A 25,898-nucleotide genomic window follows, 5' to 3' on the forward strand; every position below is an offset into this window, starting at 1 on the left:
CGAACAAGAAGACGCGGCACAGTAAAAAATCCTCACCCCGCCGGTGAAATTCCGGCGGGGTGAGGCGGGTGTTATCAGATGTCCCAGATCAGATTGATCGCGAAGTTGCGGCCCGGCTGGGTCAGGCGGTCAAGGTTGGCGGGTGCGGTCACGCCAGCTTCACCGACACTGTCGTAGCTGCGCACGTCATCCCAGTTCCAGTACTTCTTGTCGGTCAGGTTGTAGACGCCACCGTTGATGGTCACGTCGTCTGTGACTTTGTAGAAGGCGGTCAGGTCGAGGACGCCGAAGCCCGGAGTCTTGAAGGGCGCGCTGGTGCTGCCATCGGGGGCGTGGAAGGTAGTGCTGTCCACACGGTTCTGCTTTTTCACCAGGGTCCAGCTCAGCAGACCGCCGTAGTTGTCCTGGTCGTAGCCCAGGCCAAACACGCCTTTGAGCGGGTTGACGCTGTTGAGCGGCTCGCCGTTGTCGTCGTTGCGGCCATAGGTGTAGCCGACCGAACCCTGGGTGTAGAGGCCTTGTGGTGCGCCGAACGCATCGAGGTTCAGGCGGCCCTTGGCTTCGATGCCCTTGATGGTGGCGTGCTTGATGTTGTTGGCTTCGAACTGCTGCACGGTACCGCCGGCGACCGAGGCGTCTTCGTCAATGAAGTCGCGGTATTTGTTGTAGAACACGGCGATGTCGAACGAACCTTCGTCGAAGTTGCCGCGAATCCCGGTTTCAATGCCTTTGCTGGTTTCCGGCTTGAGGTTCGGGTTGGGCTCGACGGTGTAGCCCTGGTTCAGGTTTTCGAAACGGCCGTACAGCGCTTTCGCCGAGGGTGTGCGGAACCCTTCGGCGTATTGGCCGAACCAGGTGTAATGGTCGGTCAGCGCGTAGGTCAGGCCGAACTTGGGTGTGACCCGGTGCCAGGTTTTGTCGGCATCGCTGTGGTCGTAGATCCGCGTTGGGTCAACGGTGTTGAGGAACTCTTCGGTCAGCTTGGGCTTGAGCTGGGTGTAGTCGTAGCGTACGGCCGGCAGGAAGGTCCATTTGTTCCAGGTGATCTGGTCCTGGGCGAACAGCGAATAGGTGTTGATGGTCGGGTCCGGGAAGTCGCTGGCCTTTTTCACGCTGTCGCTGGCCTGTGGGCTCGGTGCGCCAATAGCCGTGCAACCGCCGCCGACGGCCAGGCAGGTCGCGCCGCCTTCGCGGGAACCGGTGACTTTTTGTTGTTTCAGGGTGGTGCCGTAGGTCACCTGGTGATCGGTTTCGCCAATGCTGAAGGCCTTGTCCAACTGCGCGTCGAACACCCACTGTTTTTCTTCATACAGGGTTTCGCGGGTGCGCAATACGCGGCGCGAGGGTTGGTAGATCTCGGCGGTGGTCTGGTCGGTCTTGGCGATCTGGTAGTTGAGGCTGGTCTTGATGTGATCGGCAATCGGCGAGTCGAGGGCAAAGCGGTTTTCAATGGCGAAACGTTCGCGGGTGATCGTGTCGTTACCTGAACGCGCACGATAGAAGTTGAAGCCGCGACCGCCGGTGAACGGACCGCCCACGGCGTTTTTCAGGTTGACGTCGCGGTCATCCTTGAACTTCTCGTAGGTCAGGCCCAGGCGGTTGTCGTCCCCGTAGTTCCAACCCAGTTTGGCCAGCACGTTGGTGGTGCGCGCATCCTCCGGGTTGGCGCCAGTGCGGGCCAGGCCAGTGGCGTTGTTGCCGTCATAGGATTCCATTTCATGACCGTTGCGCTGGCTCAGGTGCAGCAAGCCGTCGAAGTCCTGCACGCGACCGGCGACGGTGCCGGAGGTCAGCCAGCTGTCGTCGGCCGAGCTGTAGCCGGTTTTCAGGCGGGCGCCGTAGTCCTGGCCGGGCTTGATGATGTCATCCGGGTCGAGGGTGAAATAGCTGACGGCGCCGCCGATGGCGCTGCTGCCGTACAGGGCCGAGGCCGGGCCGCGCAGGATTTCCACGCGCTTGACGATTTCCGGGTCGACATAGTTGCGACGGGTCTTGGCGTAGGGGCCGTTGAAGAAGTTGTCCGGTACTTCGACGCCGTCGACCTGGGTGAGAATGCGGTCGCCGTCGATGCCGCGAATGTTGTAGCCCGCATTGCTGGCGCGGGTACCGGCACCGCCGACCGAGATGTTGGGCTCGTAGCGCACCAGTTCGCGAATGGTGTTCACGTTGTCGCGGTCCAGGTCCTGGCGATCATGCACGGTGACGGTGCTGGGCACGCTGCTCACGTCCTGCTCGGTACGGGTGGCACTGATGGTCACCTGCTGCAGGTTGAGGGCGCTGCCGGCGGCACGCTTTTCCAGCACGATGTTGTTGTTGCCCAGTTTGCGATAGCTCAGGTTGGTCCCCACCAACAAGCGATCCAGGGCCTTTTCCGGCGACAGCGGGCCGCGCACGCCAGGGGACGACACACCCTGGCCCAGCTCGGCGGGCAGGCCGACTTGCCAGCCGGTCACCGCGGTGAATGCGTTCAATGCCGAGACCAGCGGCTGTTGTTCGATACTGAAGTTGTAGTTGCCGTGGCTGCGCGCGGCCGGTTCGGTGGCCGTGGCGGCCATCACGGGCGTTGCGGCCAGCAGGATGGCGGCGGTCAGCAAGGACAGGACGGGCGAAGAAGACCGGCGATTGAAACAAGAGGACATCGAGAGCGCTCCGGGGTACGAATCTTATAGTTGCGAACCGAACCAAATAGGAATCAGTTGCATTGGCTAAGACGAGACGTACCACCGACAGCTATCGAGTAAAAATAATTCTCATTTAGTTCAGGATGACCAGCGCGGGGTATTCCGAGAGCTTGGCCGAGGTGATGTGGGCCAAGGAGCGCACCACGTCCAGCGGCTGGTCGAGGCGGTAGTTGCCGGTGACCGCGACACTGGCGAGCTTGTCGTTGTTATTGACGATCCAGCCCGGGTAGTAGCGGCGCAGTTCTGCGAGCACTTCGCTCATCGGGCAGTTTTCGAAAATCAGCCGGCCCTGCACCCAGGCCAGGTCTTTGTTGAGGTCGAGCTTGGCCGGTTGGCCGAAGCCTTTGGGGCCGATACGGATGCTTTCACCAGCGCTCAGGCGTACACGGGCATCGTCGAAGGTGTTGCTCAGGTCGACATCGCCGCGCTGTACCTGCACCTGGGCTTCGCCATTGAGGTAGCGCACGGCGAAGGAGGTGTCGCGCACGCTCGCACGCACCGGGCCGGCGTCGATTTCCAGCGGCAGGCCACGGTTGGGCACCACCTCGAAAAACGCCTCGCCCTGATACAGGCGCGCGATGCGCTGGTGATCCTTGATGCTGCTGGAAAAGGCCGAGTTGGTGTTCAGCAGTACTTTGGAGCCATCGTCCAGTTGCAGGCGCTGGCGCTCACCCACCACGGTGAGGTGATCAGCCTGCAGGCGCACGGGCAGGTTGCTAAAGCTGAACAGGCCGATCAGCAGCACGGCGGCGGTGGCCAGGGGTTTCCAGTGCGGTTTGATCCGGCGCCAGGCCGACGGCTTGCGCGGTACTGCCAGGGCCACGGCGGCGCTGTATACCGGCGCGCCACCCCAGGCGGCCTGGGCCTTGGCGAAAGCGTGAACGTGTGCAGGGTCTTTGGCCAGCCAGGCCTCGAACTCGGCCTGTTGCCCGGGTTGCGGGCATTGCAAGGCGATCAGCCAGTCGAGGGCCTGGTCCATAGCCACGTCTTGCAGCACCTCATGAGCCAGCTCATGGGGGCGCAGTTTATTCGGGTCCGTCACGGTGTTCCTCGGGTCTTCGCCACGTTTTATTCATCTTTCCTACAGCCTGGATCGACCTATCTGTCGGGTGAAGCTTAAGGCTGATCCAGCCGTTCGGCCACACCTACACAGATGGCCATGATCAATTTCAGTTCCTTTTGCACCGTGCTCAAGGACACGTCGAGCTGATCGGCAATCTCCTGATAGCAGCAGCCGTGCAGGCGACTGAGGATAAAGATCTGCTGCTGGCGGGCGCTCAACTGGCCGAGGCTGACGCTCAGGTGCTCAAGCAATTGCTCGGCCTGGGTGGCGTCTTCCGGGGTGCTGGTGGGGGCGGCGACGCTTTGCAGGATGTCCAGCGGCACATCTTCCTGCAGGGTGCGAGCCTGGATTCTGCGCGAACGCAGGTGATCCAGCGCCAGGTTGCGCGCGGTTTGATAGACGAAAGGTTCAAGGTGATCGATGGGCCGCTCGCTCAGGGCCCGGGTGACGCGCAGGTAGGTTTCCTGCAACAGGTCCTCGGCGGTGCTGTGGTTGTTCACCATCCGCTGCAAGGTGCGTAGCAGAATCACCCGTTGGGTGAGAAAGACTTGGTTGAAGCGAGATTGGCTCACAGTGATACCAGACCGATTTGCAGTGAATGATAATGCTTATCATCAACTCAAATGGCAAGTGGCACTTTGAACGGATTTGCGCAGGACAAAGGTGGGAGCGGGCTTGCTCGCGAATGCATCACCTCGGTATTCAGACGAACCGAGGTGCCTGTATTCGCGAGCAAGCCCGCTCCCACACAAGCCTGCCCTACGGGATTATTCTGCGTTGCACAGCGCCAGGCAGTTATCCAGCATGCGGTTGGAGAAGCCCCACTCGTTGTCGTACCAGGCGAGCACTTTCAGCAACTTACCGCTGACCTTGGTGTGATTGGCATCGAAAATCGACGACAGCGGGTTGTGGTTGAAGTCGCTCGAAACCAGCGGCAGGGTGTTGTAGCCGAGGATCTTCGAATGCTGGCTGGCTTCCTTGAGCAGTGCGTTGACTTCTTCGGCCGTGGCGTCTTTTTTCAGGGTGACGGTGAGGTCCACCAGCGACACGTTGATCACCGGTACACGCACGGCCATGCCGGTCAGCTTGCCGGCCAGTTCCGGCAGCACCAGGCCCACGGCTTCGGCGGCGCCGGTCTTGCTCGGGATCATGTTCTGGGTGGCCGAACGCGCACGGTACGGGTCGGTGTGGTAGACGTCGGTCAGGTTCTGGTCGTTGGTGTAGGCGTGAATGGTGGTCATCAGGCCGCTTTCGATGCCCAGCTCACGGTGCAGCACCTGCGCCACAGGCGCCAGGCAGTTGGTGGTGCACGACGCGTTGGAGATGATCTGGTGGGATTGACGCAGAATGTCATGGTTAACCCCATAAACCACGGTGGCATCAGCGCCCTTGGCAGGTGCGGAGATGATCACCTTGCGCGCACCAGCGGTAATATGGGCGGCAGCTTTGTCACGGTCGGTGAACAGGCCGGTGCATTCGAACACCACGTCGATCTTGTGCGCCGCCCAGGGCAGTTCGGCGGGGTTACGAATGGCGCTGACGGCGATCCGGTCACCGTTGACGGTCAGGCTTTCCTGATCGTGGGCGACCTCTGCTTCGAAAGTGCCATGCACGGTGTCGTACTTGAGCAGGTGGGCATTGATTGCGCTGTCACCCAAATCATTGATGGCGACGATCTGCAAATCCTGACGGTAGCCTTGGGTATACAGTGCGCGCAGGACATTACGGCCGATACGGCCAAAACCATTGATTGCGATACGAAGAGTCATTGGAAAGTGCCTGTCGTCGATTTGTTGTAAGAATTACAAGATTATTCGCATAAAAATAGAAAACAAGCCTTTTTAGTGGCAATATTTTGTTCAATCTACAACGAGTGACCTGAATCAACTGGTCCGATTGGTCAAGTAACACCCTGCCAACCTCTTCACGGCGGGCGTTTGACCAGCATAGACACTCAGGTCGCCACATCCGTTAGCCTGGAGTTCTACACATGCATCCCCGCGTCCTTGAGGTCACCGAACGGCTCATCGCCCGCAGCCGCGCCACCCGCGAGGCCTACCTTGCGCTCATTCGCGGCGCCGCCAGCGACGGTCCGATGCGCGGTAAGCTGCAATGCGCCAACTTTGCCCACGGCGTGGCCGGTTGCGGCACTGAAGATAAAAATAGCCTGCGCATGATGAATGCCGCCAACGTGGCAATTGTTTCGTCATATAACGACATGCTCTCGGCGCACCAGCCCTACGAACATTTCCCTGAACAGATCAAGAAAGCCCTGCGCGAAGTCGGCTCGGTCGGCCAGTTCGCCGGCGGCACCCCCGCCATGTGCGACGGCGTGACCCAGGGCGAGCCCGGTATGGAGCTGAGCCTGCTCAGCCGTGAGGTCATCGCCATGTCCACGGCGGTAGCGCTGTCCCACAACATGTTCGACGCGGCGCTGATGCTGGGCATCTGCGACAAGATCGTGCCGGGCCTGATGATGGGCGCGCTGCGTTACGGTCACCTGCCGATGATCTTCGTACCGGGCGGCCCGATGCCGTCGGGTATCTCCAACAAGCAGAAAGCCGACGTGCGCCAGCGCTACGCCGAAGGCAAGGCCACCCGCGAAGAACTGCTGGAATCGGAGATGAAGTCCTACCACAGCCCGGGCACCTGCACCTTCTACGGCACCGCCAACACCAACCAGTTGCTGATGGAAGTGATGGGCCTGCACTTGCCGGGCGCCTCGTTCGTCAACCCCTACACGCCGCTGCGTGACGCGCTGACCCGTGAAGCCGCGCACCAGGTCACGCGACTGACCAAGGCCAATGGCAACTTCACGCCGATCGGCGAGATCGTCGACGAGAAGTCCATCGTCAACTCCATCGTCGCCCTCAACGCCACCGGCGGTTCCACCAACCACACCCTGCATATGCCGGCCATCGCCATGTCGGCGGGCATCATCCTCACCTGGCAGGACATGGCCGACCTCTCCGAGGTGGTGCCGACCCTGTCCCACGTGTATCCAAACGGCAAGGCCGACATCAACCACTTCCAGGCAGCGGGCGGCATGTCGTTCCTGATCCGCGAACTGCTCGAAGCCGGCCTGCTCCACGAAGACGTCAACACCGTGGCCGGCAAGGGTTTGAGCCGCTACACCCAGGAGCCGTTCCTGGTGGACGGCGAACTGATCTGGCGCGACGGCCCTATCGAAAGCCTCGACGAAACCATCCTGCGCCCCGTGGCCCGTGCGTTCTCGCCAGAAGGCGGCTTGCGTGTGATGGAAGGCAACCTCGGCCGTGGCGTGATGAAAGTCTCGGCAGTAGCCCTTGAACACCAAGTCGTCGAAGCGCCTGCGGTAGTGTTCCAGGACCAGCAGGACCTGGCCGATGCGTTCAAGGCTGGCCAGCTGGAAAAAGATTTCGTCGCGGTGATGCGCTTCCAGGGCCCGCGCTCCAACGGCATGCCTGAACTGCACAAGATGACCCCGTTCCTCGGCGTGTTGCAGGACCGTGGTTTCAAAGTGGCCCTCGTAACTGACGGGCGTATGTCCGGCGCCTCGGGTAAGATCCCCGCCGCGATTCACGTCAATCCCGAAGCCCAGAGCGGCGGGCCGCTGGCGCGAGTGCAAGATGGCGATATCATTCGCGTCGATGGCGTTACCGGCACCTTGGAGCTTAAGGTGGACGCCGAAGAATTTGCAGCGCGCACGCCTGCCACGGGCCTGTTGGGCAATAACGTGGGGGCCGGTCGCGAGCTGTTTGCATTTATGCGCTTGGCCGCAAGCTCCGCAGAGCAGGGCGCCAGCGCCTTTACCGCTGCCTTGGAGACGCTTAAGTGAAGCTTGCGCTGGTCGGTGATATCGGGGGCACCAACGCCCGTTTTGCGTTGTGGCGGGACCAGGAACTGCATTCGATCCGCGTGCATGCCACGGCGGATCACCAAAGCCCTGAGGAGGCCATCAAGGTCTACCTCAAGGAAGAAGGCCTGGAAATCGGGGACATCGGTGCGGTGTGCCTGTCAGTCGCCGGGCCGGTGAGCGGGGATGAATTTAAATTCACCAACAATCACTGGCGCCTGAGCAAGACTGCGTTTTGCAAAACCCTGCAGGTGGATGAGCTGCTGCTGGTCAACGACTTCTCGGCCATGGCCCTGGGCATGACCCGCCTCAAGCCGGACGAATTCCGCGTGGTCTGCGAAGGCACGCCGGAACCGTTGCGCCCAGCGGTGGTGATCGGCCCGGGCACCGGCCTGGGCGTCGGCACCCTGCTGGATTTGGGTGGCGGCCGTTGGGCAGCGTTGCCGGGGGAGGGCGGCCATGTCGACCTGCCCTTGAGCAGCCCGCGTGAAACCCAGCTGTGGCAACACATCTACACTGAAATCGGCCACGTCAGCGCCGAGACCGCCTTGAGTGGTGGCGGGTTGCCGCGTGTGTACCGTGCGATTTGCGCGGTCGACGGCCATACGCCGGTGCTCGATACGCCTGAAGCCATTACTGCAGCGGGCCTGGCGGGCGACCCGGTGGCGATGGAAGTGTTGAACCAGTTCAGCATCTGGCTGGGCCGGGTGGCCGGTAACAACGTGCTGACCACCGGTGGACGCGGTGGTGTGTATATCGTGGGCGGGGTGATACCCAGGTTTGCCGACTTCTTTATCAACAGCGGTTTTGCCAAGAGTTTCGGCGACAAGGGCTGCATGAGTGACTACTTCAAAGGCATTCCGGTGTGGTTGGTGACCGCGCCGTATTCCGGGTTGACCGGGGCTGGCGTGGCGCTCGAACAGGCATTTGCATAGTTGGTTATGGCCTCTTCGCGAGCAAGCCCGCTCCCACATTCGATCGCGTTCCAACTTGGGAATGCAGGCAAATGTGGGAGCGGGCTTGCTCGCGAAGGGGGCCTCAAGGGCAACAAATGACTTAAGCTTGGCCATAACAACAAGGAGGACCCCGTGAGCGTAATCAGTAAATCGATTCTCCTCGTCGACGACGACCAGGAAATCCGCGAATTGCTGCAAACCTACCTCAGTCGCGCCGGTTTCCAGGTGCGTGGGGTGCCGGACGGTGCGGGGTTCCGTCAGGCGATGAACGAGGCGCCCTGCGACCTGGTCATCCTTGATGTGATGTTGCCGGACGAAGACGGTTTCAGCCTTTGCCGCTGGATCCGCCAGCACCCGCGCCAGGCGCAGGTGCCGATCATCATGCTCACCGCCAGTTCCGACGAAACCGACCGCGTGATCGGCCTGGAGCTGGGCGCCGACGACTACATCGGCAAGCCGTTCAGCCCCCGTGAATTGCAGGCACGCATCAAGGCGTTGCTGCGCCGTGCCCAGTTTGGCCAGGAGCGTAGTGGCGCGGGCGATGTATTGGTCTTTGACGAATGGCGCCTGGACATGATCAGCCATCGCCTGTTCCACGTGGATGGCGAAGAGGTGATTCTCTCGGGCGCCGACTTTGCCCTGCTCAAATTGTTTCTCGACCACCCCCAACAGATTCTCGACCGCGACACCATCGGCAACGCCACCCGGGGCCGCGACCTGATGCCGCTGGACCGTATCGTCGACATGGCCGTCAGCCGCTTGCGCCAGCGCCTGCGCGATACCGAAAAACCTCCGCGACTGATCCGTACCGTGCGCGGCAGCGGTTACCAACTGGCAGCCAGCGTGGTTGCCGGCAATGCCCACTGAACATTTGACCGAACGCCGCCGTCGCTTCCCGGTGCCGCGTTCGCTGCTGGGGCGGATGCTGCTGCTGACGTTGCTGGCGGTGTTGTTTGCCCAAGCGCTGTCGAGCGTGATCTGGGTCTCACAATTGCGCGCTACCCAGCTCGAAGGCCTGGTCACCAGCGCCCGTAGCCTGGCGCATTCGATGACGGCCAGCGTAAGTTACTTCCGTTCGTTGCCGGTGGCCTATCGTCCGTTGGTCCTGGACCAATTGCGTAGCATGGGCGGCACCCGTTTTGTGGTGACCCTCAACGATCGCCCCCTGGACATGGCCATCCTGCCCCAGACCCCGCGCAAGCAAGCGGTGCTGCAGACGGTGGATGAAGTGCTGCGCCAGACCCTGGGCGCCGACGTGCATATCTCGGTGGAATTCGTCAGTGCCGAAGACCTGCGTATCTTCAACGCCGGCTTGAAGCTCGATGAGTTGCCACGCTCGTGGGCGCATTACGCGCTGACCCTCGAACCGGTCAACCCGCCGGTGCTGGTCACCCAGATCCAACTCGCTCCTGGCGAATGGCTGTATATCGCCTCGCTGCTGCCCGAGCCCTACACCAGCCTTGAAGAGCAAGGCCTGCCGTCCCAGCAAGTGTGGTTCATCGTGCTCACCAGCGGTTTTCTGCTGCTGTTCATCGGCCTGCTGGTGCATTGGCAGAGCCGGCCCCTCAAGCGTCTGGCGCGGGCCGCGCGGGACATGTCCCTGGGCGCCGATGTAGAACCGGTGGCCGAAGGCGGCGGCAGTGAAGTGGTGGAAGTGGGGCGGGCTTTCAATGCCATGCGCGAGCGGATCAGCCGTTACCTCACCGAGCGCAGCCAGTTGTTCAGCGCCATTTCCCACGACTTGCGCACACCGATTACTCGCCTCCGCTTGCGTGTAGAACTGCTGGAAGACGAGAACCTGCAAACCAAGTTCGGTCGCGACCTGGATGAGCTGGAGCTGCTGGTGAAGGGCGCCCTGCAATGCGTGAAAGACACCGACATCCACGAGAACATCGAGCCCGTGGACCTCAACCACGTCCTCGATTGCCTGGTGGAACCCTACCTCGCCCCCAACGGCAACGGCCGGATCACCCAGGACGGTCGCGCACTGGCGCCGTACCCGGGCAAGCCGCTGGCGCTCAAACGCTGTATCGGCAACCTGATCGACAACGCCTTGAAGTACGGGCAGAACGCGCACCTGCACATCGAGGACGATGGTGCGGAATTTATCCTGCACGTCGATGACGAAGGCCCGGGTGTGCCGGAGCAGCGCCTGGAGCAAGTCTTCGAACCGCACTTCCGCCTCGCCGGCCAGCAGCAGGGCTACGGCCTGGGCCTTGGGATTGCGCGCAACATTGCCCATAGCCACGGGGGGGAAGTGAGTTTGCAGAATTTGCGTGAGGGTGGATTGCGCGTCACCTTGCAGCTCCCCCGTACCCTCGACTGAATACACCGCATCCCTTGTAGGAGCCCGGCTTGCCGGCGATGGCGTTCTCAAGGGCCCCATCGCAGGCAAGCCAGCTCCCACATTTTGATTGGTGGGGTGTCAGACGCTTTGGCGCATCCGGGCCAGGTCGCGCAAGGGTGGCGCACCGAACAACCGGCTGTACTCCCGGCTGAACTGCGACGGGCTTTCATAACCTACCCGATACCCCGCTGCCGACGCCTCTAGCCCTTCGGCAATCATCAACCGCCGAGCCTCCTGCAAGCGCAGTTGCTTCTGGTATTGCAGCGGGCTCATGGCGGTGATCGCCTTGAAGCGGTGGTGCAAGGTCGAGACGCTGAGGTTCACTTCCTTGGCCAGGTCGTCGATGCGCAGCGGTTGTTCGTAGTTGCCGTTCAGCCAGGTGATCGCCTGGCTGACGCGATGGCTCTGGCTGTTGGTCACGGCGATCTCATACAGCCGATAGCCCTGCGGGCCCCGCAATAAACGGTAGAGGATTTCGCGGTTGATCAGCGGCGCCAGCATGGCGATGTCTTTGGGGGTATCCAGCAGTCGCGCCAGGCGCAACACGGCGTCGAGCAACTGGGTATCGATGCGGTCGACGTACATGCCACGGGAAGTCGGGCGCGAAGGCACGCCCATCGGCCCGGCTTCGGCAATCAGCGCGGTGAGCTGCGCCGGGTCGATGTTGATACGCACCGACAGATTGGGGTCTTCCGGTGTGGCGTCGATGATCCGCCCGGCCACCGGCATCGCGACAGAAAACACCAGGTAGTTGAGTGGGTCGTAGGCAAAGATTTCGTCGGCCAGTCGCACTTCCTTGCTGCCGCTGGCCAGGATGCACAAGGCCGGTTCCACCAGCACCGGCATGAAGTCGCGCGGTGTGTTGTGGCGGTTCAGGTACAGCGAGGTGATCGCTGTCCCGTAGGAGCCATCTTCCCAGGTGTGCCGGTGCACGATGGCGGCCAGCTCGGCGCGCTGTTTTTCCATCTCGGCATCGAGGGGCATGGGCTTATGTTCCGGCGACGACATGGGGCGTCCTCTACAGGCTGCTTTGATGGGGTCAGCTTAGCGGCGGCTTTTCAAAAAGTGTTAGGTCGATTCTGCACAATCCTTGCCTGATCCTGCGACAGGTCGTGAATCAGGCAAGCACAGGGCCTGTCATCTCCTTGAAACACTGAACATAGGCCTGGAATAAACCCCGGGTGGCAAACGTCCTCCCTACGCTTCTCGCAGGATTGTGCAATAAGCCTGCAGGAATTGACTAACTGCGCCGACACCCGCGCCGTTATCTTTGATCCTGTGGCAACACGCCCTCACAGTGTTTGCCGAGCATCACTTCTCAACGGGAGAGTCGAACATGTCCACCCCCATTCCCGCGAGCCATATGGCCTTTATCCGTGCCCGTACCGGGTGCAGCACCGAACTCGGTGCACGCTTGAGCAGTTTGATCGAACCGGGCCGTCAGGCTCAGGGTTGCCTGCAATTTTCGTTGCAGCATTCCCAGGTCGACCCCGATGTCTGGCTGGTCTCGGGGTTCTGGAGCAGCGAGCAGGCCATGAGCGCCTACTTCAACTCGCCAGCCCTGATGATCTTTACCGAGCTGTTGAACGACATGGTGGTCCGCAGCATGGACTTCCAGACCTTCACCGATGCATCCGCTGCACACGCCTACGGCGAGTACCTGCAACTCGCCGGCTGAAGGTCTAGAATGGCCGACTTTCCATTGGCCAGGACCTGCAACATGGCACGTAAACAATTTGCCCATCACGAAGCCGTCTCCGCCGTAGTGCCGGGAGAAGGTGGCTACAGCGCCGCCGTCGCCGTCAAGGCACTGGATGGCATGGGCGCACCGCAGTTTCACAAGATCCTTGATGGACAGAAGTTCAAGACCGCTTCCGATGCCGATGATGCGGCGACGGTGCAGCTTGAGCGGCTGGTTGATGTGGATGAAGAAGGTCAGTTGACCTGGGCAACTTCCACTAACTGAAGCCGAACACTTTTTACTGCCCAACAAAGAGCAAATGTGGGAGCCGGGCTTGCCCGCGATGAGGGCAGGTCAGCCGACTCATCGGGTGGCTGACACTCCGCCATCGCGGGCAAGTCGAATCGTCGCACCGCCGTCCCCACACTGTTCAGTTGTGTTTGTTAGAAAGTGATCAATCAGCGCGGGCGGTGCATTTTGAACAGGGCCTCCGGCCCCAACTGGAAGTAATCCGCCGGCCCGCCGCCGCGCAAGATCGGCTCGGCGGCGGCGGTGTCGTAGATGCCGTCCTTGAGCAACCACTTGGCAATGTGCACGGCAACTACTTCACCCAGCACCAGCCAGCTCGGCACCGGCGCTTTGTCCGCGCGTTGCAGCTGGATGATCTGCGTCACCTTGCATTCGAACGACACCGGGCTTTCGCCCACCCGTGGCACCTTGATGATTTTCGAGGCGACTGGCGTCAGCCCGGACAATTCGAACTCGTTCACCTCTGGCGAAACTGCCGCACAACTCTGGTTCATCTGCTCGGCCAACGGGCGCGTGGCCAGGTTCCACACAAACTCGCCGGTCTGTTCGATGTTGTTCAGGCTGTCTTTGCGCCCGACACTGGAAAACCCGATGATCGGCGGAATGTAGTTGAACGCATTGAAGAAACTGTAGGGCGCCAGGTTCAGGCGGCCCTCGCTGTCTTGTGATGAAATCCAGCCAATGGGCCGTGGGCCGACGATGGCATTGAACGGGTCATGGGGCAGGCCATGGCCGTTGGCAGGTTCGTAGAAGTGGATATCGTCAGGCATGGCCGGGGTTCCTGCTAATGGGATCGGTGAGGTGGCCATACTGCAAGCCGTGGCGATGAATTTCCACCGGCCCTATGGAATTTTCATTCCTCGGCCACCTATTTTTCACAGCGCCACGTTCAGTCTGCGCCCAGGTCGACACCCCCTCTATAAGTCGGCCCATTGAAAGACTGAGCTTTGGAGCCTTCTACCCGATGAACAAACTTCCTCAGATCACACTGGCGTTCTGGGTCATGAAAATCTGCGCGACCACCCTCGGCGAAACGGCCGGGGACTTGCTGTCGATGACCCTGAATGTGGGGTACGCCATCAGTTCGATGATCTTGATCAGCGTGTTTCTGGTCACCCTGGTGACGCAACTCTGGTCCAAGGCCTACAACCCGGTGCTGTACTGGGTCGTGATTTTGTCCACCAGCACGGCGGGCACCACGATGTCGGACTTCATGGACCGCACCCTCGGCCTGGGCTATGCCACGGGCTCGATGATCCTGATTGTGATCCTGATGATCATCTTCGCCTTGTGGCATGTCAGCGGCGACTCGCTGAACGTGAACAAGGTGCAGAGCTTTAGCGGGGAGCTGTTCTACTGGATGGCGATTCTGTTTTCCAACACCCTGGGTACCGCATTGGGCGACTTCCTGGCTGACGACTCGGGGCTTGGTTTCGCCGGTGGCGCCTTGCTGATTGGTTCCGCCATTGCGGCGGTGGTGGCACTCAAGTACTTCACCCGGATCTCGTCGGTGCTGTTGTTCTGGGTGGCGTTTGTACTGACCCGACCGTTTGGCGCGACCTTGGGTGACTTCCTCACCAAACCCCATGAAAAGGGCGGGCTGGATTTCGGCACGATTGGTTCGTCGGCGGTGTTGGCGGCGGTGCTGGTGGTGATGATTGCGGGGGCGTCGTATGCGCAGCGGCGGTATGGGCGTGACCGCATTAGCCAGGCGACACAAAACTAAAATGTGGGAGCGGGCTTGCCCGCGATTGCGGTGGATCAGTCTCTAAATTCGTTGACTGGCTCACCGCTATCGCAGGCAAGCCAGCTCCCACATTTTTTACCGAGTTAAACCTTTAGTCAGTGGTGATGCGTGAGTGTTTACGGGTGTCTTTCATGGTCGCGTAAACCGCCAGCGAGATGGCAATACACGCCGTGACATACCAGTAGTACCCAGTCTCCATGCCGATGCTCTTGAACCACAGCGCGATGTATTCAGCCGTACCGCCGAAGATCGACACGGTCAGTGCATACGGCAGGCCCACGCCCAGGGCGCGGATTTCAGTAGGGAACAGCTCGGCCTTCACCACCGCGTTGATCGAGGTGTAGCCGCTGACGATGATCAGCGCCGCCATGATCAGGAAGAACGCGCCCCACCAGGTCTGGATGGTGTGCAGGGTGGTGAGGATCGGCACGGTGAACAGGGTGCCGAGGACGCCGAAGGCGATCAGGATCGGGCGACGACCAACCTTGTCCGACAGCCCGCCGATGATCGGTTGCAGGCACATGAACAGGAACAGCGTGGCGGCCGAGATGGTGGTGGAGTCGGAGATGCTCATGCCGACCGTGTTCACCAGGTATTTCTGCATGTAGGTGGTGTAGGTGTAGAAAGCCAGGGTGCCGCCCATGGTCAGGCCGACCACGGTCATCAGTTCCTTGGGGTGACGCATCAAGGTGCGCATGGCGCTTTCCTTGGCTTTTTCCTTCTTGGTGAACGACTCGGTTTCTTCCATGCCGCGACGCAGGTACAACGCGACTACCGCGCACAGGGCGCCGATGGCGAACGGGATACGCCAGCCCCAGGCGTACAGCTGTTCGGTGGTGAGGAACTGCTGCAGCACGATCAGCACGCCCAGCGCGATGAGCTGGCCGGAGATCAGGGTCACGTACTGGAAGCTGGAGTAGAAACCACGGCGTTCCTTGGTCGCCATCTCGCTGAGGTAAGTGGCGGAGGTGCCGTATTCGCCACCCACCGACAGGCCCTGCAGCAAACGGGCAAACACCAGCAGGATCGGAGCACCGATGCCGATGATTTCATAGCCCGGGCTCAGGGCGATCAGCAGCGAGCCGAAGCACATCAGGTAGACCGAGGCCATCAAGGCTTTTTTACGCCCGACTTTGTCAGCGTAAAGGCCCATCAGCCAGCCACCGATCGGGCGCATCAGGAAGCCGACGGCGAAGATCGCGGCGGTGTTGAGCAGTTGGGCGGTGGTGTCGCCCTTGGGGAAGAAGGTCTTGGCGAAGTACAGCGAGAACGCGGCGTACACGTACCAGTCGTACCACTCGACCATGTTGCCGACGGAACCACTGAAGATCGATTTGATGCGGCTTGAGGTAGTGCGCTCTTTCGTCGGCGCGGCCGCCGACCCCAGAGGCAGGGCGTTGGAGTTATCCATTGAAGGATCCTTCATCTAGTTGTTTTTATGGAGCGTGCCTGGGCACAGCCTGGTTCGGGCTATAGCAGGAGCTGTGCCAGGTAGATGAAGGCCCGGCCTAGAAGGGTTGGCGGGATTTTTTGAGCGGAAAGTCGCTGATAAATTTTGGGTGATGAGCGGAAATCCGCTTATGGCTGCCGGCCTCATCGCAGGCAAGCCAGCTCCCACATGGGAATGTGTTCACAGATCAAACTGTGGGAGCGGGCTTGCCCGCGATGGCGGCCTGAAGATCGCTAGAGAAACATCTCCCGCACCAACCCATGCCGCTGCATTTTCTCATTGAAGGTCCGCCGCGGCAGTTGCAGCTCCGCCAACACCGCCTTGATATCACCTTTGTGTCGCATCAGCGCCGCCTTCAGGCAGTGTGCTTCAAAGGCCTCCTGCTGCGCCGCCAGGGACTGCCCGGCCTCGATGCCCTCCGGTTCCGGATCACCCAGGCCCAGCACCTGGCGCTCGGCGACGTTGGCCAGCTCACGCACATTACCCGGCCAGTCATGGCTGAGCAGGCGTCCCAGCTGTGCGCCGCTCAACGGCTCAACGCTGCGCCCCAGGCGCTCGGCAGCACTTCGGGCGAAGTGGTCGAACAACAGCGGGATATCTTCACGACGCTCACGCAAGGGCGGCAAACGCAGTTGCGCGACGTTCAGCCGGTAGGCCAAGTCTTCGCGGAAACGTCCGGCGCGGGCCTCTTCCAGCAGGTCCGGCTTGGTGGCGGCGATGATGCGCAGGTCCACAGGGATACTCTGGTTGGAGCCCAGCCGTTCCAGCTTCTGTTCCTGCAGCACCCGCAGCAGCTTGACCTGCTGGGCCAGGGGCATGCTTTCGATTTCGTCCAGGAACAGCGTGCCGCCATGGGCATATTCCAGCTTGCCGATGCGCTTGCCCTGGGCGCCGGTGAATGCGCCGCTTTCGTGGCCGAACAGTTCGGCTTCAAACAGTTGCTCAGGGATCGCGGCGCAGTTGAGTGCCACGAACGGCTTCTTCGCCCGAGGCCCGAAATCATGCAGGCAACGGGCGACCAGTTCCTTGCCGCTGCCGGTCTCGCCACGGATCAGCACGTTGACCGGCAAACTCGCCAGGTCGAGCACCTGGCGCCGCAGGTTCTGCAACCCACGGGACACGCCGAGCAGGCTGGATTCCAGTTGCGCCTTGGCATCGGCCTGCTGATGCAGGCGCCGGTTTTCCAGGATCAGCCCGCGCTTGTCCAATGCCCGGCGCAGGCTATTGAGCAACGCGTCCGGACTGAAGGGCTTTTCCAGGAAGTCATAGGCACCCTCGCGCATGGCTTCGACCGCCATTGGCACGTCGCCATGGCCGGTGAGCAGGATCACCGGCAGGTCGGCGTCGCGGCGCTGCACTTCGGCCAGCAGTTCCAGGCCGCTCAGACCCGGCATGCGCACGTCGCTCAGGATCACGCCGGCAAAGTCCTTGGGCAGTTGCGCCAGGCACTCCTCGGCGCGGCTGAACAACTGCACTTCAAAACCGGACAGGCTCAACCATTGCTCGACGGCCGTGCGGATGCTGGCTTCGTCATCGACCACAATCACCGCGTTCAACATAGGTCGGGGGTCTCCAGCGCGATGGGCAAGGTCAGGGTGAACACGGCGCCATCCCCTCGGTTGCCGGCGATCAGGCGTCCACCCAATTCATGCACGATAGCGTACGACACGGCCAACCCAAGGCCCAGTCCGTCGCCCACCGGCTTGGTGGTGAAGAAGGGGTCGAACACGCTGTTGAGGTGTTCCTCGGCTATCCCGCCGCCGCTGTCGCTGACGGTCAGTTGCCACAGTTGCTGGTCAGCCTGCAGGCGGATTTCCAGGCGCTTACGCGGTTTGTCGGCCATCGCATCAAGGGCGTTGCGCAACAGGTTGATCAGCACCTGCTCCAGGCGGATTGCATCACCACGGACCCAGGCTGGGCGGGTCAGGTCGAGCACCACGCCGATGCCTTCATCACGCAGGCGTGCATCGAGCAGATGCAGGGACTGGTCGACCACCAACGCCAAATCCAGTCGTTCGCGCAGGCCGCTCGGGCTTTTACGGGCAAACGTCTTGAGGTGGCCGGTGAGGGCGGCCATGCGGGTGAGCATTTCATCCAGTGGGGTCAGCGCCGTGTAGGCGTCGTCCACGCGGCCGTGGTCCAGCAACAGACGCAAGGTGGCCAGCTGCATGCGCTGGGCCGTCAGCGGTTGATTGATTTCATGGGCAAGGGCGGCGGACATCTGCCCCAGTGCCGCCAGCTTGGCCGATTGCACGAGGCCGTCCTGGGCGGTGCGCAAGGCTTGGGTGCGCTCTTCCACCAATCGTTCCAGCTCTTCACGGCTGCGCTGGCGCAAACGGGCCAGGCGCCAGCGCTGGGTAAGGAACAGCACGAGGAACACCAGGGCCAGCCAGGAACCGGCGGCGGCGAGGCCGGCGTTGCGCTGGTCTTCAAAGGCAAACTGCGGTTTACGCAGCAGGTGCAACGTCCAGCCCTCGGCCTTCAACGGCAGGGATTCCCAGATGTAATTGGCGCTGCCGTCGGGGCCGTTGACGCGCATCAGGTGGCTGTTGTCGTCGAAGCGTTGCAGAGGCTGGCTTTCCAGCGGCTGCAGGTGTTTTTTATCGTACTGACGGGTGGCCTTGAGCTCCGCCAGGTCCTGCTCCGACAGCGGGCGCAGGTTGCGGTAGCGCCAGCCCGGTTGGTTGGCGATGAACACAATGCCCCGCGCGTCGCTGACCAGCAGCAGGTCATTGCCTTGTGCCCATTCGCGTTCCAGCTCGGGAAACTCCAGCTTCACCACCATCGCACCGAGGAACTGCTCGTGCTCATCCACCACCGCACTGGAGAGGAAATAGCCGGGTATGCCCGTGGTCACGCCCACGGCATAAAAGCGCCCGGTGCCCTGACTCAGTGTCTGGCTGAAGTAGGGCCGAAACGCATAGTTGTGCCCGACGTAACTGCTCGGCAGGTTCCAGTTGCTGGCGGCCACGGCCAGGCCGGTGCGGTCCATCAACTCCAGGGTGGAGGATTGGGCGGCGCCGTTGATGCGCTCCAGTTTGCGGTTGAGCAGGTCCTGGGTGCTGGCATCCAGCGGGCCTTTCAAGGCGCGGATCATTTCCGAGTCCAGCGCCAGCACGGCGGGCAGGGCGCGGTAGCGTTCGATCAGGGTGTGCAGGGAATTGGCGTACAGCGCCAGCTGCTGATTGGCGCGGGCGGCATCGTCCACCAGGGCCTGGCGTTCGGCGTGGCGTGTGGCCAGGGCAGCGGCCAGCACCGCGCCGGCAATGATCAGCAGCGAATAGAAGGTCAGGCGCAGCGGGCGAGGGATCACGATCATACGGTGAGGGGCAGGCACAGTAAGGGGTGAGCACCATACCATGCGCCACGAGGTCTGTAGTGAGCGGGCTGTTGTGGGAGCGGGCTTGCTCGCGAAAACGGTATATCAGCAGACTCATTCAGTGACTGACACACCGCATTCGCGAGCAAGCCCGCTCCCACAGTTGGTCGCACTCGGCCTGACAAAAGTGTCAGCCATAAAAAAGGCGACTGGGCCGTGGAGCCGCAGTCGCCTTCATTCAAACGGTCAGGTGCTTACTGCACTTCTACCGCCAGGCTTTCACTGATCTTTTTCTGCCAGATCGCAGGACCGGTGATGTGCACCGACTCACCCTTGCTATCAACTGCAACGGTCACCGGCATGTCTTTCACGTCGAACTCGTAGATCGCTTCCATACCCAGTTCGGCGAAGGCGACAACGCGCGACTTCTTGATGGCTTGCGCCACCAGGTAAGCAGCGCCGCCCACGGCCATCAGGTACACGGCCTTGTGGTCCTTGATCGCTTCGATTGCGGTGGGGCCGCGCTCGGACTTGCCGATCATGCCCAGCAGGCCGGTTTGCTCAAGGATCTGACGGGTGAACTTGTCCATCCGCGTTGCGGTGGTCGGACCCGCCGGGCCCACCACTTCTTCGCGCACTGGATCAACCGGGCCGACGTAGTAGATGAAGCGACCTTTGAGGTCCACCGGCAGGGTTTCGCCCTTGTTCAGCATCTCGACCATGCGCTTGTGCGCAGCGTCGCGACCGGTGAGCATTTTGCCGTTGAGCAATACGGTTTCACCTGGCTGCCAGCTCTGCACTTCTTCTGGGGTCAGGGTGTCGAGGTTGACACGGCGGGCCGATGGGCCGGCTTCCCAGACGATTTCCGGGTAGGCGTCCAGCGGTGGTGCTTCCAGCGACGCCGGGCCCGAACCGTCGAGCACGAAGTGTGCGTGACGGGTGGCGGCGCAGTTGGGGATCATGCACACCGGCAGGGAGGCGGCGTGGGTCGGGTAGTCCATGATCTTCACGTCGAGCACGGTGGTCAGGCCACCCAGGCCCTGGGCGCCGATGCCCAGTTGGTTGACCTTCTCGAACAGCTCCAGGCGCATCTCTTCGATACGGTTCTGCGGGCCACGGGCTTTCAGCTCGTGGATGTCGATGGACTCCATCAACACTTCCTTGGCCATCACCGCGGCTTTCTCGGCGGTGCCGCCGATGCCGATGCCCAGCATGCCCGGTGGGCACCAGCCAGCGCCCATGGTCGGAACGGTCTTCAATACCCAGTCGACGATCGAGTCGGACGGGTTGAGCATGGCCATTTTCGACTTGTTCTCGGAACCGCCGCCCTTGGCTGCCACGTCCACTTCCACGGTGTTACCCGGGACGATGGAGTAATGGATCACCGCCGGGGTGTTGTCCTTGGTGTTCTTACGCGCGCCTGCCGGGTCGGCCAGGATGGATGCACGCAGGACGTTTTCCGGCAGATTGTAGGCGCGACGCACGCCTTCGTTGATCATGTCGTCCAGGCCCATGGTGGCGCCGTCCCAGCGCACGTCCATGCCCACGCGCACGAACACGGTGACGATACCGGTGTCCTGGCAGATCGGGCGATGGCCGGTGGCGCACATGCGCGAGTTGATCAGGATCTGGGCGATGGAGTCACGGGCCGCTGGCGATTCTTCGCGCAGGTAGGCTTCGTGCATGGCCTGGATGAAATCAACGGGGTGGTAGTAGGAAATGAATTGCAGGGCGTCGGCAACGCTCTGAATCAGGTCGTCTTGCTTGATCACGGTCATGAGTCGCGCTCCTCTATAAGGGAACATTCAATAAAGGTGGCTTCAGTGTTGCATCGGTCGGCTGAAGCCACCTTTCCAAGGCACGCCAAAATGATGCAGGCGCGACGCTAAAAAGGCGCGGCAGTATAACCCGGCTCGGTGGCCGATACACCCGACTATGGTCAAACTGTCGCAGGCATGATTCCCTGTGCGCGTCCCCTGTGTCTGAGACCTTTATATGCCTGAACTGCACGTCGGCGAACGCCACTGGTCGGTCGCCCCCGGCAGCAACCTGCTGGATGCGCTGAACCAGGCGGGTGTGGCCGTGCCCTACAGTTGCCGCGCCGGCAGTTGCCACACTTGCCTGGTGCGTTGCCGGGGCGAGGTCGAGGACAAGCAACCCGAGGCCTTGAGCCCCACGCAGCGCCAGGACGACTGGCGCCTGGCGTGCCAGTGCCAGGTCCTGGGGGATGTGCACGTCGAAACCTTTGACCCCCAGCGCGATGGCCTGCCCGCGCACGTGGTGGGTGCCGACTGGCTGAACCCGACGGTGCTGCGCCTGCGCCTGCAGCCGGAGCGCGGCCTGCGGTATCGCGCCGGCCAGCACTTGGTGTTGTGGGCCGGGCAGGTGGCGCGGCCATATTCTCTGGCGAGCCTGCCCCAGGAAGAGGCGTTCCTGGAGTTTCATCTGGATTGCCGCCAACCCGGCGAATTCAGCGACCTGGCCCGTCAACTGCAGGTGGGAGACCCTCTGCGCCTGGGCGAACTGCGCGGCGGTGCATTGCACTACGACCCGGACTGGCATACGCGGCCGCTGTGGCTGCTGGCTTCTGGTACCGGCCTGGGGCCTTTGTGGGGCGTGTTGCGTGAGGCGTTGCGCCAGGATCACCAGGGCGCGATTCGCCTGATTCACCTGGCCCATGATGTCAACGGACATTACCTTGCCGAAGCCCTGGCGCAGCTGGCCGCGCAGCACCCGAACCTGACAGTGGAGCTGTGGACCGCGGCCGAGGCGACCCAGGCATTGGCGCAACTGCGGCTTGTTTCGCGGCAAACTCTGGCTTTACTCTGCGGGCACCCTGGCAATGTCGAGGCGTTCTCCAAGCGCCTGTTCCTGGCGGGGCTGCCGCGTAATCAACTGCTGGCCGACGTGTTCCTGCCCCGTGGTTGAGCGCTGAATTCCACCGTCGCGAGACTCACCATGACCGACGCCATCCTGCAACAACGCGAGCGCGGGCTGCTGACCTTGCAGCTCAATCGCCCCGACAAGAAAAACGCCCTGACCCGCGCCATGTACACGCAACTGGCCGAAGCCCTCGAAGGCGCTGACGCGGATGCCGACATCCGCTGCGTGCTGATCCAGGGCAGCAGTGAGTGCTTTACCGCCGGCAATGACGTCGGCGATTTCCTCGAGCAGCCGCCCAGCGACCTCGACAGCCCGCCGTTTCACTTCATGAAGAGCCTGCTCAACTGCCGAAAGCCGGTGATCGCTGCGGTGGCAGGCGTGGCGGTGGGAATCGGCACGACGCTGTTGCTGCATTGCGACCTGGTCTATATCAGTCGCGATGCGCGCCTGCGCATGCCGTTCGTCAACCTGGGCCTGTGCCCGGAGTTTGGTTCGAGCCTGATCCTGCCGCGCTTGTTGGGGCACGCGAAGGCGGCTGAATTGTTGCTGTTGGGCGAGGGGTTTACAGGCGAACAGGCGGCTGCGTGGGGCATTGCCACCGAGGCGTTGGGTAGCGGTGACGCGGCGTTGGTCAAGGCGCGGGAAATGGCCGAGCGGTTTGAAACCCTGGCACCGGGAGCGGTGCAAGTGACCAAACAGCTGATGAAGAGCGTCGACCGCGAACTGCTGCGGCAGGTGATCGAGGAGGAGGGCGCCCTGTTTACCCAGCGCTTGAAGTCGCCGGAGGCGATTGAGGCGTTGTCGGCGTTTATTACCAAGCGCTGATCAAAATGTGGGAGCGGGCTTGCTCGCGAATGCGGTGGATCAGCGAATGAATCCGTCGACTGAAACACTGCATTCGCGAGCAAGCCCGCTCCCACATTTGACCGAGTTCGACACGAACCCATGAAATGCAAAAAGCCCCGCCATCTACATGGCGGGGCTTTTGTTTTTCAGCGTGTCACATCAAACCTGCGGGTCGCCCACGTGCAGGATCTTCATGCCGTTGGTGCCACCGGTGGTGTGGTAGCTGTCGCCCTTGGTCAGGATGACCCAGTCGCCTTTCTCCACAACGCCGCGCTTGACCAGCTCGTCGATTGCCTTCTGGCTGACTTCGTTCGGTGCCAGCGAAGCTGGGTCGAACGGAACGGTGTACACACCACGGAACATCGCCGTGCGGGCCTGAGCTTCACGGTGTGGGGTGAACGCGTAGATCGGTACCGAAGAGCGGATACGCGACATGATCAACGGCGTGTAGCCACTTTCGGTCAGGGCGATGATCGCCTTCACACCCGGGAAGTGGTTGGCGGTGTACATGGCGGCCAGGGCAATACTCTGGTCACAGCTTTCGAACTCTTTGCCGATGCGGTGGCTGGAGGTCTTGCTGGTCGGGTGCTTTTCAGCGCCAAGGCAAATGCGCGCCATGGCTTGCACCGCTTCCAGCGGGTAGGGGCCGGCAGCACTTTCAGCCGAGAGCATCACGGCGTCGGTGTAGTCGAGCACGGCGTTGGCCACGTCGGACACTTCGGCGCGGGTCGGCATCGGGTTCTGGATCATCGACTCCATCATCTGGGTCGCCACGATCACCGCCTTGTTGTGGCGGCGAGCGTGCAGGATGATTTTCTTCTGGATACCGATCAGCTCGGCATCGCCGATTTCCACGCCCAGGTCACCACGGGCAACCATCACGGCGTCGGACGCGTTGATCAGGCCGTCGAGGGTTTCATCGTCTGCCACGGCTTCGGCGCGTTCGATCTTTGCCACCAGCCAGGCAGTGCCGCCGGCTTCGTCGCGCAGTTTACGGGCGTATTCCATGTCGGCGGCGTCGCGCGGGAAGGACACGGCGAGGTAGTCCACTTCCATTTCGGCGGCGAGAATGATGTCAGCCTTGTCTTTTTCAGTCAGGGCCGGTGCGGTCAGGCCGCCACCACGACGGTTGATGCCTTTGTGGTCGGACAGCGGGCCACCAATGATCACGGTGCAATGCAGTTCGGTCGGGGTGGCGGTGTCGACGCGCATTACCACACGGCCGTCATCGAGCAGCAGCTCGTCGCCGACGCCGCAGTCCTTGACCAGGTCCGGGTAGTCGATACCCACGACTTGCTGGTTGCCTTCGGTCAGCGGGTGGCTGGTGGAGAAGGTGAATTTGTCACCGATCTTCAGCTCGATCCGCTTGTTGGCGAATTTGGCGATACGGATTTTCGGGCCTTGCAGGTCACCCAGCAGCGCCACGAAGCGGCCATGCTTGGCAGCCAGGTCACGCACCAGCTTGGCGCGAGCCTTGTGCTCGTCCGGGGTGCCGTGGGAGAAGTTCAGACGGGCAACGTCCAAACCAGCCAGAATCAGCTGTTCGAGGACTTCCGGCGAGTTGCTGGCCGGGCCAAGGGTGGCGACGATTTTGGTACGACGGACGGACATGCACAGACTCCTGAGTTCAAGCGCTGAGGAAGGCTACTATGCTCTTTCGTTGTAGTCATTGTTCGTTTGCACTACTTATCGACGATTGACTTGTTTTTGCTGCGAGTGAATACGAACACCCTTGAAGATTTTCGACGAGGGGTCGATACACTGCACAAGACAGGAGAACCCTCATGCGAATTTTGCTCGTTGCTGCCCTGGCCGTCAGTGTTGTCGGCTGCACCCGCTGGTCGATGGACCACCATTTGAACAACGCCTACCGTGCCTACGGGGTGGGTGATTGCGAGCGCGTCACCCTGGAGTTGTCCCAGGTTGATCGCGAGAGCCGCACCCGTCGTTATGTGCAGCCGGAAGTGTCGATGTTGCGCGGGCAATGCCTGGAACGGCAGAAGCTGTTCGTCGATGCGGTCCAGACCTACCAGTTCATCATTACCCAGTACCCCTCGAGTGAGTACGCGTACCGTGCCCGTGCCCGGCTCGACACCTTGCAGCAGTTGGGGCATTACCCGGGGGCCAGCGTTGCACAACCGCGTCCGGCGTCTTTGTAATGATATTTGTCATCCTATAGCTGGCCCGTTGCCAGTCTTGGGCTATCCTTCGATTGTTCGTTTGTACAAGTTTTTTTGAGCGAATGCAGGGCCCTGATTCGGCAGCAGTCCAGTGACACAGGGAGACCTGTTGCCACACCGAGATCCGGGGGAGAGTGGGCTCTTGGCCCGTTCCGAATCACTGACATGGCCTGACTCATGGCCACTGGATGACGACCATGTTTACCGAGCGACGGATCGAGCGACACCAACTTCCTTATTTCCTGCAGGTGTTTAATCGCCGTACGGATAAACCTATTGGTTATTTGGGCAATGTTTCCGAAGACGGCCTGATGTTGATCAGCCAATTGCCCATGATGGTCGACGTTGACTTCGAGTTGCGCTTTAAGATCCCGGGGCCTGAGGGCGACTTCCACGCAGTCGACATCACGGCGACGTGCCTGTGGAGTCATGAAGATATCAACCCTCAGCACTACGACTCGGGGTTCAGTGTGACGCAGGCGTCCGATGAGTACGCGCGCGTGATCGGCGCTTTGCAGGACTATTTCAGCTTCGATCCTTTGCAGGCGTCTGCCTAGTCATCAAGCCCTGTCGACCCGGTTTTGGGCCAGCCCAGGCTGCG

At 61.6% G+C, this 25,898-nt stretch carries 22 protein-coding genes; 11 read left to right on the top strand and 11 right to left on the bottom strand.

The annotated features are described in order from the left end of the window. Positions 1-74: 74 nt before the first annotated feature. The 4 genes from HX803_RS15275 to gap all read right to left on the bottom strand — a co-directional run bounded on the left by HX803_RS15275 (position 75) and on the right by gap (position 5,513). Positions 75-2,639: a TonB-dependent receptor gene (locus tag HX803_RS15275; protein ID WP_178921717.1), complete on the bottom strand. Its 2,565-nt coding sequence runs from the start codon at positions 2,637-2,639 to the stop codon at positions 75-77. Between the two features lie 115 nt (positions 2,640-2,754). After that, positions 2,755-3,723 carry a FecR domain-containing protein gene (locus HX803_RS15280; protein WP_178921718.1) on the bottom strand — a complete coding sequence of 323 codons (969 nt, stop codon included), beginning with the start codon at positions 3,721-3,723 and terminating at the stop codon, positions 2,755-2,757. A 74-nt stretch (positions 3,724-3,797) separates the two neighbouring features. Beyond that, positions 3,798-4,316, bottom strand: coding sequence for an RNA polymerase sigma factor (locus HX803_RS15285; protein ID WP_178921721.1), 519 nt, complete (start codon positions 4,314-4,316; stop codon positions 3,798-3,800). Positions 4,317-4,511: 195 nt separating this feature from the next. Continuing rightward, a complete protein-coding gene (gap, locus tag HX803_RS15290) occupies positions 4,512-5,513 on the bottom strand; it encodes a type I glyceraldehyde-3-phosphate dehydrogenase (protein ID WP_176994352.1) in 1,002 nt (333 codons plus the stop codon). 221 nt (positions 5,514-5,734) lie between these two features. Between gap and edd the strand changes: the two genes are divergently transcribed. The 4 genes from edd (at position 5,735) to HX803_RS15310 (ending at position 10,861) form a co-directional block, all read left to right on the top strand. Beyond that, complete coding sequence (edd, locus tag HX803_RS15295) at positions 5,735-7,561, top strand: phosphogluconate dehydratase (RefSeq protein ID WP_178921722.1); 1,827 nt, start codon at positions 5,735-5,737, stop codon at positions 7,559-7,561. Then, the gene (locus HX803_RS15300) at positions 7,558-8,514 is read left to right on the top strand and encodes a glucokinase (RefSeq protein ID WP_178921724.1); all 957 of its coding nucleotides are present in this window, start codon (positions 7,558-7,560) and stop codon (positions 8,512-8,514) included. The genes edd and HX803_RS15300 overlap by 4 nt, the downstream gene beginning before the upstream one ends. Before the next feature lie 153 nt (positions 8,515-8,667). Then, complete coding sequence (locus tag HX803_RS15305; protein ID WP_176994349.1) at positions 8,668-9,402, top strand: response regulator; 735 nt, start codon at positions 8,668-8,670, stop codon at positions 9,400-9,402. Between the two features lie 31 nt (positions 9,403-9,433). Then, positions 9,434-10,861 carry an ATP-binding protein gene (locus tag HX803_RS15310; RefSeq protein ID WP_372339915.1) on the top strand — a complete coding sequence of 476 codons (1,428 nt, stop codon included), beginning with the start codon at positions 9,434-9,436 and terminating at the stop codon, positions 10,859-10,861. 99 nt (positions 10,862-10,960) lie between these two features. On the opposite strand, the gene HX803_RS15315 is transcribed toward HX803_RS15310, so the two are convergent. Further along, entirely contained in the window at positions 10,961-11,890 is a 930-nt protein-coding gene (locus HX803_RS15315; RefSeq protein ID WP_178921728.1) for an AraC family transcriptional regulator, read from the bottom strand. Positions 11,891-12,218: 328 nt separating this feature from the next. Here HX803_RS15315 and HX803_RS15320 point away from each other — a divergent pair, with 328 nt between their 5' ends. Together HX803_RS15320 and HX803_RS15325 are read left to right on the top strand one after the other, a co-directional pair. Continuing rightward, on the top strand, positions 12,219-12,560 hold the full coding sequence (locus tag HX803_RS15320; protein WP_016975490.1) for an antibiotic biosynthesis monooxygenase family protein: 342 nt from the start codon (positions 12,219-12,221) through the stop codon (positions 12,558-12,560). Positions 12,561-12,569: 9 nt separating this feature from the next. Then, on the top strand, positions 12,570-12,848 hold the full coding sequence (locus HX803_RS15325; RefSeq protein ID WP_178921730.1) for a hypothetical protein: 279 nt from the start codon (positions 12,570-12,572) through the stop codon (positions 12,846-12,848). 173 nt (positions 12,849-13,021) lie between these two features. Here the strand turns inward: HX803_RS15325 and HX803_RS15330 are convergent, their stop codons facing one another. Next, positions 13,022-13,642: a flavin reductase family protein gene (locus HX803_RS15330; protein ID WP_178921732.1), complete on the bottom strand. Its 621-nt coding sequence runs from the start codon at positions 13,640-13,642 to the stop codon at positions 13,022-13,024. Between the two features lie 194 nt (positions 13,643-13,836). Here HX803_RS15330 and HX803_RS15335 point away from each other — a divergent pair, with 194 nt between their 5' ends. Beyond that, entirely contained in the window at positions 13,837-14,598 is a 762-nt protein-coding gene (locus HX803_RS15335) for a hypothetical protein (RefSeq protein ID WP_178921734.1), read from the top strand. Positions 14,599-14,710: 112 nt separating this feature from the next. On the opposite strand, the gene HX803_RS15340 is transcribed toward HX803_RS15335, so the two are convergent. The 4 genes from HX803_RS15340 to HX803_RS15355 form a co-directional block, all read right to left on the bottom strand. Next, positions 14,711-16,030 (bottom strand): MFS transporter, encoded by a 1,320-nt coding sequence (locus HX803_RS15340; protein WP_178921737.1) that lies wholly within the window; start codon positions 16,028-16,030, stop codon positions 14,711-14,713. A gap of 272 nt (positions 16,031-16,302) precedes the next feature. Continuing rightward, complete coding sequence (locus HX803_RS15345) at positions 16,303-17,628, bottom strand: sigma-54 dependent transcriptional regulator (protein ID WP_178921739.1); 1,326 nt, start codon at positions 17,626-17,628, stop codon at positions 16,303-16,305. Next, positions 17,622-19,388, bottom strand: a complete 1,767-nt coding sequence (locus tag HX803_RS15350) for an ATP-binding protein (RefSeq protein ID WP_178921741.1) — start codon at positions 19,386-19,388, stop codon at positions 17,622-17,624. Before HX803_RS15350 ends, HX803_RS15345 begins: the two co-directional genes overlap by 7 nt. Positions 19,389-19,642: 254 nt before the next feature. Further along, positions 19,643-21,166 carry a fumarate hydratase gene (locus tag HX803_RS15355; RefSeq protein ID WP_176994341.1) on the bottom strand — a complete coding sequence of 508 codons (1,524 nt, stop codon included), beginning with the start codon at positions 21,164-21,166 and terminating at the stop codon, positions 19,643-19,645. A gap of 217 nt (positions 21,167-21,383) precedes the next feature. On the opposite strand from HX803_RS15355, the gene HX803_RS15360 reads away from it, so the two are divergent. Continuing rightward, positions 21,384-22,316 (top strand): iron-sulfur-binding ferredoxin reductase, encoded by a 933-nt coding sequence (locus tag HX803_RS15360; RefSeq protein ID WP_178921743.1) that lies wholly within the window; start codon positions 21,384-21,386, stop codon positions 22,314-22,316. 30 nt (positions 22,317-22,346) lie between these two features. Then, a complete protein-coding gene (locus HX803_RS15365; RefSeq protein WP_178921745.1) occupies positions 22,347-23,096 on the top strand; it encodes an enoyl-CoA hydratase-related protein in 750 nt (249 codons plus the stop codon). A gap of 180 nt (positions 23,097-23,276) precedes the next feature. Here the strand turns inward: HX803_RS15365 and pyk are convergent, their stop codons facing one another. Continuing rightward, complete coding sequence (gene pyk / locus HX803_RS15370) at positions 23,277-24,728, bottom strand: pyruvate kinase (RefSeq protein ID WP_178921747.1); 1,452 nt, start codon at positions 24,726-24,728, stop codon at positions 23,277-23,279. Between the two features lie 173 nt (positions 24,729-24,901). On the opposite strand from pyk, the gene HX803_RS15375 reads away from it, so the two are divergent. Further along, positions 24,902-25,276 (top strand): tol-pal system YbgF family protein, encoded by a 375-nt coding sequence (locus tag HX803_RS15375; protein WP_176994337.1) that lies wholly within the window; start codon positions 24,902-24,904, stop codon positions 25,274-25,276. 218 nt (positions 25,277-25,494) lie between these two features. After that, positions 25,495-25,854, top strand: a complete 360-nt coding sequence (locus HX803_RS15380) for a PilZ domain-containing protein (protein ID WP_178921749.1) — start codon at positions 25,495-25,497, stop codon at positions 25,852-25,854. The last annotated feature ends 44 nt before the right edge of the window (positions 25,855-25,898 follow it).

The organism is Pseudomonas sp. P7548, from assembly GCF_013386585.1.
Lineage (GTDB): Bacteria > Pseudomonadota > Gammaproteobacteria > Pseudomonadales > Pseudomonadaceae > Aquipseudomonas.

Coding starts and splice junctions, on each gene's coding strand:
- HX803_RS15275 (WP_178921717.1), bottom strand. CDS start 2,639: ATGTCCTCTTGTTTCAATCGCCGGTCTTCTTCGCCCGTCCTGTCCTTG.
- gap (WP_176994352.1), bottom strand. CDS start 5,513: ATGACTCTTCGTATCGCAATCAATGGTTTTGGCCGTATCGGCCGTAAT.
- edd (WP_178921722.1), top strand. CDS start 5,735: ATGCATCCCCGCGTCCTTGAGGTCACCGAACGGCTCATCGCCCGCAGC.
- HX803_RS15315 (WP_178921728.1), bottom strand. CDS start 11,890: ATGTCGTCGCCGGAACATAAGCCCATGCCCCTCGATGCCGAGATGGAA.
- HX803_RS15320 (WP_016975490.1), top strand. CDS start 12,219: ATGTCCACCCCCATTCCCGCGAGCCATATGGCCTTTATCCGTGCCCGT.
- HX803_RS15325 (WP_178921730.1), top strand. CDS start 12,570: ATGGCCGACTTTCCATTGGCCAGGACCTGCAACATGGCACGTAAACAA.
- HX803_RS15330 (WP_178921732.1), bottom strand. CDS start 13,642: ATGCCTGACGATATCCACTTCTACGAACCTGCCAACGGCCATGGCCTG.
- HX803_RS15335 (WP_178921734.1), top strand. CDS start 13,837: ATGAACAAACTTCCTCAGATCACACTGGCGTTCTGGGTCATGAAAATC.
- HX803_RS15340 (WP_178921737.1), bottom strand. CDS start 16,030: ATGGATAACTCCAACGCCCTGCCTCTGGGGTCGGCGGCCGCGCCGACG.
- HX803_RS15345 (WP_178921739.1), bottom strand. CDS start 17,628: ATGTTGAACGCGGTGATTGTGGTCGATGACGAAGCCAGCATCCGCACG.
- HX803_RS15350 (WP_178921741.1), bottom strand. CDS start 19,388: ATGATCGTGATCCCTCGCCCGCTGCGCCTGACCTTCTATTCGCTGCTG.
- HX803_RS15355 (WP_176994341.1), bottom strand. CDS start 21,166: ATGACCGTGATCAAGCAAGACGACCTGATTCAGAGCGTTGCCGACGCC.
- HX803_RS15360 (WP_178921743.1), top strand. CDS start 21,384: ATGCCTGAACTGCACGTCGGCGAACGCCACTGGTCGGTCGCCCCCGGC.
- HX803_RS15365 (WP_178921745.1), top strand. CDS start 22,347: ATGACCGACGCCATCCTGCAACAACGCGAGCGCGGGCTGCTGACCTTG.
- pyk (WP_178921747.1), bottom strand. CDS start 24,728: ATGTCCGTCCGTCGTACCAAAATCGTCGCCACCCTTGGCCCGGCCAGC.
- HX803_RS15375 (WP_176994337.1), top strand. CDS start 24,902: ATGCGAATTTTGCTCGTTGCTGCCCTGGCCGTCAGTGTTGTCGGCTGC.
- HX803_RS15380 (WP_178921749.1), top strand. CDS start 25,495: ATGTTTACCGAGCGACGGATCGAGCGACACCAACTTCCTTATTTCCTG.